10 protein-coding genes, 1 tRNA gene and 2 riboswitches are annotated in these 9732 nt (G+C 39.0%); of the genes, 7 read left to right on the top strand and 4 right to left on the bottom strand.

Annotated features, from left to right (window positions below):
* Positions 1-242: 242 nt before the first annotated feature.
* Positions 243-1088 (top strand): AraC family transcriptional regulator, encoded by an 846-nt coding sequence (locus B2V92_RS10735; protein WP_293307698.1) that lies wholly within the window; start codon positions 243-245, stop codon positions 1086-1088.
* 133 nt (positions 1089-1221) lie between these two features.
* Positions 1222-2550 carry an amidohydrolase gene (locus B2V92_RS10730; RefSeq protein WP_293307696.1) on the top strand — a complete coding sequence of 443 codons (1329 nt, stop codon included), beginning with the start codon at positions 1222-1224 and terminating at the stop codon, positions 2548-2550.
* Here B2V92_RS10730 and B2V92_RS10725 read toward each other — a convergent pair whose 3' ends face one another.
* On the bottom strand, positions 2551-3033 hold the full coding sequence (locus B2V92_RS10725; RefSeq protein ID WP_293307694.1) for a nuclear transport factor 2 family protein: 483 nt from the start codon (positions 3031-3033) through the stop codon (positions 2551-2553).
* 157 nt (positions 3034-3190) lie between these two features.
* On the opposite strand from B2V92_RS10725, the gene B2V92_RS10720 reads away from it, so the two are divergent.
* Together B2V92_RS10720 and B2V92_RS10715 are read left to right on the top strand one after the other, a co-directional pair.
* Positions 3191-3658, top strand: coding sequence for a hypothetical protein (locus B2V92_RS10720; RefSeq protein ID WP_293307692.1), 468 nt, complete (start codon positions 3191-3193; stop codon positions 3656-3658).
* Between the two features lie 90 nt (positions 3659-3748).
* Positions 3749-4015 carry a hypothetical protein gene (locus B2V92_RS10715; RefSeq protein WP_293307690.1) on the top strand — a complete coding sequence of 89 codons (267 nt, stop codon included), beginning with the start codon at positions 3749-3751 and terminating at the stop codon, positions 4013-4015.
* Positions 4016-4174: 159 nt separating this feature from the next.
* Here B2V92_RS10715 and B2V92_RS10710 read toward each other — a convergent pair whose 3' ends face one another.
* From B2V92_RS10710 to B2V92_RS10700, 3 genes are all read right to left on the bottom strand, one after another.
* The gene (locus B2V92_RS10710) at positions 4175-4756 is read right to left on the bottom strand and encodes a DUF4833 domain-containing protein (protein ID WP_293307688.1); all 582 of its coding nucleotides are present in this window, start codon (positions 4754-4756) and stop codon (positions 4175-4177) included.
* Between the two features lie 32 nt (positions 4757-4788).
* On the bottom strand, positions 4789-4971 hold the full coding sequence (locus tag B2V92_RS10705) for a hypothetical protein (RefSeq protein WP_293307686.1): 183 nt from the start codon (positions 4969-4971) through the stop codon (positions 4789-4791).
* Between the two features lie 83 nt (positions 4972-5054).
* Positions 5055-5154, bottom strand: a riboswitch (SAM riboswitch).
* Between the two features lie 16 nt (positions 5155-5170).
* Positions 5171-5241 (bottom strand) — tRNA-Cys (locus tag B2V92_RS10700).
* A gap of 771 nt (positions 5242-6012) precedes the next feature.
* A riboswitch (SAM riboswitch) is annotated at positions 6013-6110 on the top strand.
* Between the two features lie 158 nt (positions 6111-6268).
* Between B2V92_RS10700 and B2V92_RS10695 the strand changes: the two genes are divergently transcribed.
* The 3 genes from B2V92_RS10695 (at position 6269) to B2V92_RS10685 (ending at position 9640) form a co-directional block, all read left to right on the top strand.
* Positions 6269-7570 carry a peroxiredoxin family protein gene (locus B2V92_RS10695; protein ID WP_293307684.1) on the top strand — a complete coding sequence of 434 codons (1302 nt, stop codon included), beginning with the start codon at positions 6269-6271 and terminating at the stop codon, positions 7568-7570.
* A gap of 79 nt (positions 7571-7649) precedes the next feature.
* Positions 7650-8969, top strand: a complete 1320-nt coding sequence (locus B2V92_RS10690) for a peroxiredoxin family protein (RefSeq protein WP_293307682.1) — start codon at positions 7650-7652, stop codon at positions 8967-8969.
* 29 nt (positions 8970-8998) lie between these two features.
* Positions 8999-9640, top strand: a complete 642-nt coding sequence (locus B2V92_RS10685) for a YceI family protein (protein WP_293307680.1) — start codon at positions 8999-9001, stop codon at positions 9638-9640.
* The last annotated feature ends 92 nt before the right edge of the window (positions 9641-9732 follow it).

Genomic DNA, 9732 nt, shown 5'->3' with positions numbered 1-9732 from the left:
AAGCGCTTTGGGTACTTTGGCGCCCCAAAATGCGAAGCATTCTTGAACACAATTAAAAACAACATTAACAGTGAAAAACTACCATGCCTCCGCGGCATAGGAGCGGAAAAAGAATCTTTGGATTTGTGTCCACGCGATAGGAATATTCGGGACGTTTCAGTCGAAATGACGATTTTTTGCATCCTACATCATCCATTTTACATCTTCTTCCATTTTCCATTCTTAAATGTTAATTTTCGCCAATGGATGCGATTACTAATTTCCCGACGCTCGATATCAGCGAATTCTGGCCCAGCCAGGGTGCGGGAAATAATTTATTGTACCACGAAATCATCGGGAAAAGACATATCGAAAAAGCCCATAAGCACGATTTTTTCCTTTTTATGTTGTTCGAAGCGGGGAGTGGTACGCATAGCATCGATTTTGTTGATCATCAGGTTAAGGGCCAACAGCTGCATTTATTGTTTCCCGAACAGATCCATAAGTGGGATTTAAATGGAGATACCCATGCCCATCAATTGATGATCAGCAGAAGCATATTCGAAACGCTGGCCAATTCTTTAAGGTTTTCGTTAATCATGTACCAGAATTATCCGGTAATCAACTTAAGTAACAAAGCCTATCAGCATATTTTATATGAATTTCAGCACATTAAAACCGAACTTTCAAAGCCGGATATTTTATGGGAAATCATCCAGATGAGAACCAAGCTGATTGCCCTGATGATCAGCCAGGAAGCGGAAACAATTTTTAACAATCATACCGTTTATCAAACCAAACCCTTGCTTTTCAGATACCGTTCGTTGATTGATGCCCATTATAAAACAGAAAAATTGGTTGCTTTTTATGCCGATCAATTGAATATTTCAGCCAATTACCTGAATATTCTCTGTAAAAGATATTTCAATGTATCGGCTACAGCACTGATCCACGAAAGATTGGTTCTCGAAGCTAAACGGATCTTATTAACAACCGAAAAACCAATTAAGGCAATCGCTTTCGATCTCGGTTTTTACGATGTAGCTTATTTTTCAAAATTCTTTAAAAAACAGACGCAGATTACACCACACGTGTTTCGGGAGCAGTGATGAATAAAACTGTAAATTGTTTATTATTTGTTGTAAAATAAACTAATAGTTATAAATGATACAATTTTTGAAATAAATCTTACTATTGAAAAAACTGACAGGATATTACATTTGTAATTAAGAAAACCCTGTTATGATGAACCCACAGTCAATTTCCCGAAAAGATTTTATCAAAAGCTCTTCTATTTTGCTGGCCAGCACCTGTATTCCTTCAACAGAAGGCGCGAAGGCAAATGAAATGGTAAAAGAAAATTTTGCAGATAAAACCCTTACACTAAAAAATGTAAGGCTCGAAACCGGATTCGACTACGATGGTGATGAGGTAATTCATACGAAAACAGAACTTTTTACGGTAGAAATCGAAAAAGGTAAAATCAAAAATGTACTGCCTAATCAGCCCAAAGCAAAAGCCATAGATGCAAAAGGATTATTAATGCTCCCGGCATTTAGGGATATGCACATCCACCTGGATAAAACCTATTATGGTTTACCCTGGCAGGCGCATTTAAAAAAGAACAGATCGGTAAAGGATATGATCGCTTTTGAGCAACAGGTAATCCCCGAGCTTTTAAAAACTTCCATTCCACGTACCGAAAAACTGATCGGATTGCTGCAATCGTATGGAACCAGCTACGCACGTTCGCACGTCAATATCGATCCTACTTCTCAACTCGATTCTTTAAAACATTTACAGCTTGCTTTAGAACATAAAAATAAATCTTTCGGAGCCGAACTGGTAGCTTTTCCTCAGCATGGTATTTATTACACCAAATCGGCTGATTTATTAAAAGAAGCAGCCAAAATGGAAATCGATTTTATCGGCGGACTTGACCCAACCTCTATCGATGGTGGTATCGAAAAACACATGGATTTCGTAGTGCAACTGGCTTTGGATAATGGAAAGGGAATCGATATCCACTTACATGAATCAGGCGAATCCGGAATAAAAACCATCGAATACCTGATTGATAAAGTGAACGAAAATCCGGTTTTGAAAGGAAAAACCTACGTAAGTCATGCTTTTGCATTGAGGTACCTCGATAAAACGAAAACCGAAGAAATAGCCGAAAAACTTGGTGCCGCAAAAGTAGGTATTGCATCTACCATCCCACTTTCGGGTAATCCGATGCCAATACCAATCCTTTACAAACATGGTGTAGAAGTGCTTGCAGGTAACGATTGCATTGTTGACCACTGGAACACCTTTGGTACAGGAAGCATTTTACAAAAAGCAAATATCGCTGCACAAATTTATGGTTACCGTACCGAATTTGAGCTTTCGAGGATATTAAAACTCGCTACAGGCAATATCCTTCCCCTCGATGATAAAGGAAAAAGGCAATGGCCTGCAACAGGCGATCAGGCTAATGTAGTGCTGGTTGATGCAAGCTGCTCTGCCGAAGCCGTTTCGAGGGTATCGCCAGTTAAATCATTAATCCATGATGGAAACCTGGTTTTTTAGCTAATCGTTATGTCCATAGCTGATTACGCGTGCCAGTTTCCAATTACCGTCTTTTAGCTGCCAAACCTGAACAAATTTGTAGGTACCGCTAATTTTTTCTTTCTGCCCTTTATTGGTGTGATAAAAGCAGTGAATGCCGATTTCGACCGCACCGTAACCCTTTAAAGGGTGAACTTCGAGGCTGCTTTTGATCAATTCCCTGCGGATGTGGTTACCACGTTCGCACATTTCTTTGATCGATAACATTTCTTTATCCGCACCAACCGTAAGTCCACCCAGATCGTGGTAAAATTCAAGATCATCTTTTAAAAATTTTCTGTAGGTAGCGGTATCACAGTTGTTAAAAGCATTAAACAAGAGGCTATCAGCTTTTACTATTGCTTGATATAAACTGTCGGTATGTGGGGGAGGCGTTTTCTGTGCAAAACTTAAATTGGTAATAAGGGCCATAAATAGAATGGCGAACAGGACTTTGTAATTCATTTTTTTAAAAATTAAGTGTTTTCTATAACTGAACTAAGCCCAAATGCTTTAAAATGATAGGTTTTCGTAAGCGTTATGGCTGTAAAGCTAGTTTAATTCTGACGGTTTTTTTTATGTCTGTTGTATTAAATCTTAAATATTTAGTTAACTTAAAGTTATGATTAATGTTAGTCCCGAAACGCAGCAAGAAGCAACTTTACTCATTGCCAATAACCAGAAAATTTTGGCTGTAAAGCTAATTATCGACCATACCCGCTGCGGTTTAAAAGAAGCTAAAGATTATATAGACAGCTTGCAGGTTGAATTCCAAAAGCCTGCTATAAATGCTAATGATTTAGATACACAGGTATTGGCAATTTTAAGTCAGGGTAATAAACTTAGTGCCATTAAACATTATAAAGATGCCACAGGTTTAGGACTTGCTGAAAGTAAAGAATATGTTGAAAAGCTGATGCAGTATAAGGTTGGCGGAAATACGTTGCAGCAAAGCAGGGATACCGATATTAAAAATATCATCTCTGATAATACCCGAAATAACCAAAATCCGCTCAAAAGCTTCTTGATCAAATTGTTGATCGTTATTCTGGTTGCAGCAGCTTTAACCTATCTCATGTTTAAAATTTAACCGCAAACAGATTGCAATATTTCTGATAGAATTAAAATGTAGAAGCCAAAATTCTTAACTTGATTTTACACACAGATAAATCTTAAGAATATGAAAATCACATTGGATACCAAATCCCTTTTATTGGGATTTTTGGGCGCTGGCTTAATGTTCACCGCCATCAGTTTTAAAAACGGTCAGGATCAAACAGGCGGAAGGTACCGCACCGAAGTAAATGCCAATAATCTGGTCGTAATCCTTGATACCGAAACCGGAAATTACATCATCGCTCCAAACTTAGTGGAAGCCGGTAAGGCAACATGGTTTAAAGGTGAATTTAATAAAACCTTTAATAAAGCTGTTGATAATCAGAGATAGGCAGAATAATACTGTTATCTCTCTAACAGATCGTCATTTCGAGGGGAGCACAGCGAAGTTGAGAAATCTACCTTGAGATTAGATATCTCCGCTTCACTGCGTTTCGGTCGAGATGACGGCTCTTTTTGTTGAGTTGTCATCCCGAACGGAATCGAAAGACTACTTCACACTTACCCTTTCTACAACCGCTTTGCCTGTGGCTTCATCAATCCCTTCTACCTCGGCATATTTCACATTAGGTAGCCAGAAACTTCCACCCTGTATCCTCACAAACAACCGGTTAACTTTAATCGTGCGGTTATTAATTGTTACCGAAGCATGATAGCTTTTATCATTTGAGCGCTGCAGATAAAAAGACAGTTTTTTGTGCGATACAAAATGGAATTCGTATTTATCTCCTCCCAGTGCTTTGGTATCGATACCGTAGGCAAATTTCCGTTGGATATAACCCAGATCTTTTTTTTGCCCCTTCTCGCCATAACGGATCCAATATACCTGGATGGGCGAATCGGCATCGATATTGCCATTTTCTTTCAGGTTTAAAGCATAAATAAGTGTATTCGTGTTCGGATCGCGCTGCAGGTAAAACAGCATGTGATCTATATTTTTAGGCGTGGGGAAATTAATCGGGGAGGGGTCTTTTGATTGTGCCCAGGTTTGTACTGAGAAAAGAACAAGGATTAAAATGATAAAAAGTGAGCTTTTAGTCGATGCTGAAAATATAGGTGGTGTTGAATGCATTTTAGGTTTTTTATATGAATGAGCTTTTTGGCTCAGGTGTCTGTTTTTTCTTGATTCTCTGTAGGAATTTCTTCTTCGCTTTCTTTTAACTGTTCATTATAAAGCCGGTCTGATTCGGCCCTACAATGTTCGTAATCGTTTAACTTTTCGCAGGAAGTGTTTCCGTGGATTTCAAAAAAATCCCTGATAGATGGGTAATCAAAATGAACTGACATTTCTAAAAATTTAGGTTACCAATTTCAGAAAGAGGGGATAGCTATTGATCATTCGTCGAAAATAGTAGCATTAACCATTTTCAAACTCATCTTTTCTGCTATCTGCAGATGGAATTAGCACCTTGTTAAAAACAGGTTGCCAAGACATCAAAGGGCCATTCCCTCCGTCTTTCTTGATAAGTATGTAATACAATTTCAGACGTCATGGACGGAATCGAACCGCCGTACTAGGTTTTGCAGACCTTTACCTCGCCACTCGGCCACATGACTATGTGTTCTTTTCCGATCAGTTTATTTACTTTTCGTAGAAGACAAAACAAAGGTATAAATTAATTACTATAAATTCTATAGAAATAGTAGTTTTTTGAAATATATTTTTCAACCCGTCATTTCGATCGTAGCAGAGAAATCTGTCTCGATATGATCTCTCTCCCGAATATTCGGGACTGCGCTTCAGTCGAGATGACGGCCACTCTAATAGTTTGTCATCCTGAGTGCAACGAAGGATCTCTTAATAGTTTAACTTTTTTTAAAAAAAGATTCTTCACTGCGTTCAGAATGACAGCATCGGGGACTCTCCCTCTATGCTCTTTGCCCAATCCCCTCTGCTAAAACTACCTCAATTGTAAATTATCTTTCTGTAAATCAGCTGTTTAAAAATAAAGTCTATAAAATCTATAGGAATACTTGTGTAAATTGTTCAAAGTTTATACTTTTACAAAAAATTAAAACAGTTCACTAGCAAATCTACGTTCGATATGAAACTCCGCAGACAACCTCAGCCAAATTCTCTGATCAATTTTTCAGGTCGGTATAACTGCTGTTGCCGCTAATATAAGCTAAGATACGGATCACCTGATAAAGGTTTTCATTCAGATATTCTCATTTAAAAATCCTGGTACCCCGGGGCATTTTGATAGAATATTATGGTGGTCATGTATTTCAGTCAAATAAGTTGCCGGGGTATCAGGAACAGCCCAAACTAATCACCACCACTAGTTTAGGTTATTACTCTAATTAATTCACCACCATTAATTAGTTGATTTATACAGAAGAAGGGAGAGTCAGTCCTCGATGAACTTCTAGCAACTTTCCATAGGAAAAAGTGCTCAAACTGATCTAGCAATAGATTATAAATTAACCGGTAACAAGTAAATACACCGTTTCCCGTTAAAAATCAATAGCATAACAGCTGTTTAAACAGTCTGCAGCCTTGCTACATGGTTTTCCGTGCGGATCATTGTGCCTTGTTACCAAAAAACTCTAAAACGATAGTGTTTAACTAATAATGATGATTATGAAAACGAGAATTACCTCAAAAATTGCATGCCTAACCACCTCAGTATTGTTACTGGGAGGCATTGCATCGGCCAGAGTGGCAAAACCGTTCCCTAAAGAAGGGATCTGGAGGGGCGAGTTTAGTGTAAGCGAATCAAAAGTGCCTTTTAACTTCCAATTAAAGGGAAAAACACCACAAACAGCCATTTTAACCTTAATTAATGGCTCCAGACGCGATGATTTTCATGTAGAACGACGCGGCGACGATTCGATCTATGTAAAAATGAACACTTATGATGCGGCGCTGGTAGCAAAAATAGAAACCGATGGTACCTTAACAGGCGAATACCGCAGTCTGGTACCTGGCTTTAGGGGCAATTCATTGCCTTTTGTGGCCGAGCATGGCAAAAGTTACCGTTTTGTTGAGCCTGGTAAAGATGTGGCGCCAAAACACAACATCTCGGGCAAATGGGAAATAAAAACTTATACAAAAGAAGCGGTACCTGCATCAATTGCTTTATTGAAACAGAACGGAAACAAACTTACCGGTGTAATTATGACCGTTGTGGGCGATACCCGCGAGCTTGAAGGTACTGTTCAGGGCGATGAATTTGAGTTATCCGGTTTTACAGGTCCAAGTCCTTTTATTGTGAAAGGAAAAATAAACGACGATAACAGCATTACCGGCGAACAGGGTTTCGGGATTTACAAAAACCTGAAATTTGATGGTCAGCGTAATGAAAATGCCGAACTTCCCGATCCCTACAAACTTACTTTTCTTAAAGAAGGTTATAGCAAACTCGATTTTACCTTCCCTGATCTTAGCGGGAAAAACGTTTCCTTAAGTGATGATAAATATAAAGGTAAGGTAGTAATTATCGAAACTATCGGTACATGGTGTCCGAATTGTACCGATCAAACCGTTTTTCTTTCGCCATGGTTTAAAAAGAACCAAAAACGTGGGGTAGAAGCCATAGCCATTGGTTTTGAACAGAAAGATGATTTGGAGTACGCCAAATATACGCTGGGCAAACTGAAAGAAAAATACGGCATTACTTACGATATCCTTTTTGGTGGCATTGCCGATAAAAAAGTAGTGGCCGAAAAACTGCCTGCATTAAATAAATTTATTGCATTCCCAACTACGATCATTATCGATAGAAAAGGAAATGTTAGGGAAATCTACACCGGTTATACCGGAACCGTAACGGGAAAATATTTTAACGATTACGAAACCAAATTCAATAAAGTGTTAGACGAGCTGATTGCTGAACCGGTACCTGAAAAACTCGCCTCTACCCAAACACTAAAAAGTAAATAAAACCAAACCAACTAACCTGAATATCGGGCTGCATTTAATTGCAGCCCATATTTTAACCTACACCTAAAATTATACTAAGATGAAAAATTACTTTGCAAAAATGCAGGTGCTGGCTTTGGCATCCCTCATTTCTACCACAGCATTTGCTGTAAACAAGGTAGACGAAGAGCCAAAAGCGGCTAAAAAATTTATAAAAGAAGGAATTTGGCGCGGTGTGTTTAAGGTTGCTGAAACCGAAGTACCTTTTAATTTCGAACTCAAAGGAAAAGATGCCGAGCATGCCATATTTACCTTATTAAATGGAACACGCAGGGATGATTTCCATATCAAATATTTAGGTCAGGATTCTTTGTTCATCAAGATGAATACCTATGATGCCGCTTTAGTGGCCAAAATAGAAAGCGATGGCAGGATCTCTGGCGAATATAAAAGTTTAGTGCCAGGTTTACAGGGTAATGCACTGCCTTTTACTGCTGAGCAGGGCAAATCGTACCGCTTCGTAGAGCCCGGAAAAGATGTGGCACCTACTGCAAACTTAACCGGTAAATGGGAGTTTAAAGGATTTTCTAAAGAAGCGGTTCCAAACAAGGTGGCCATATTAAAACAGGAAGGCAATAAACTTACCGGCGTAATTATGCAGGTAACCGGCGATAGCCGTGAGCTCGAAGGTACCGTACAGGGAAACCAGTTTGTACTTTCTGGATTTAGCGGCCCCAGTCCTAAAATATATAAAGGCACCATTAACGAAGATGGTACACTTTCTGGCGAAATCAGCCAGGGGATTTATGATAACCTTAAGTTCACAGGTGTAAAAGACAGTCAGGCAGAACTACCTGATCCTTACAAATTAACACACTTAAAAGAAGGTGTTAAAAAACTTGCTTTTACTTTTCCTGATTTAAACGGTAAGCCGGTTTCGTTAACCGATGATAAATATAAAGGTAAAGTGGTGATTGTAGAACTGGTAGGTACCTGGTGCCCTAATTGTACCGATCAAACCGTATTTCTTTCGCCCTGGTTCAATAAAAACAGTAAAAGAGGTGTAGAAGCCATTGCGATCGGTTTCGAACAGAAAGATGATCTGGAATATGGAAAATATACTCTGGGCAAGCTCCGTGATAAATACAATATCAAATACGATATCCTGTTCGGTGGATTGGCCGATAAACGTTTGGTTGCGGATAAACTTCCGGCTTTGAACAAATTTATCGCTTACCCAACCACCATCATTATCGACCGTAAAGGAGAAGTACGCGAAATCTACACCGGCTATACAGGAACCGTTACCGGAAAATACTACGACGATTACGAGAAAAAATTCAATAAAGTACTCGATGAATTAATTGCAGAACCAGTACCATCAGCAGCCTATTTTGAGGCACAGGCAAATGGAAAATAGATACCACCTAAACTAAAAACCAAAATATAATGTTACAGTACAAAACGATTGCACTTATTGCTACCACCATCGTAGCTGGATCTTTAACGGCTTTAAACGGACCAAAACCTAAAGTTAAAGCACCTACCGAAGCTTCGGTTAGGAAACTGGTAAATTATAAAGTAAACGCCGAACAGAGTAAACTCACCTGGCTGGCCAAAAAAGTAACCGGAGAACATTCGGGAACCATCAACGTTACTTCGGGATCGCTGGCGCTTGATAATAAAGTGCTAAAAGGAGGCAGTTTCGAACTGGATACCAAAACCATTGCGGTAACTGATTTAACGGATAAAGAAACCAATGCAAAACTATTGGGCCATTTGAAGAGTGCTGATTTTTTCGCCGTGGATAAGTTTGATAAAGCTACTTTCAACATCACTTCGGCCCAAAGCACAGGCGCTGGTACCTATAATGTAAAAGGAAAACTGACTATTAAAGGCATTACAAACGAAATTACTTTCCCGGCCACAGTTAAGCAGGAAGACAATAAAGTAACGGCCAACGCAAAAATTATTATCGACAGAACCAAGTACGATATCAAATTCAGATCGAAAAGCTTTTTCGAAAATCTGGGCGACAAAACCATTTATGATGATTTTGAGCTGAATGTACAGCTTGTTGCAAATAATTAAAAAATCTCTTGTTAAGGTTAGTGGAGTGTGGGAGGATGTATGGTTCTCCCTGCCTCTAGCTAAAAACGCAGGTCCGTCACCCTGAATTTATT

The organism is Pedobacter sp. UBA5917 (assembly GCF_002432345.1).
Lineage (GTDB): Bacteria > Bacteroidota > Bacteroidia > Sphingobacteriales > Sphingobacteriaceae > Pedobacter.
This window is presented reverse-complemented; position numbering and strand designations above follow the sequence as displayed.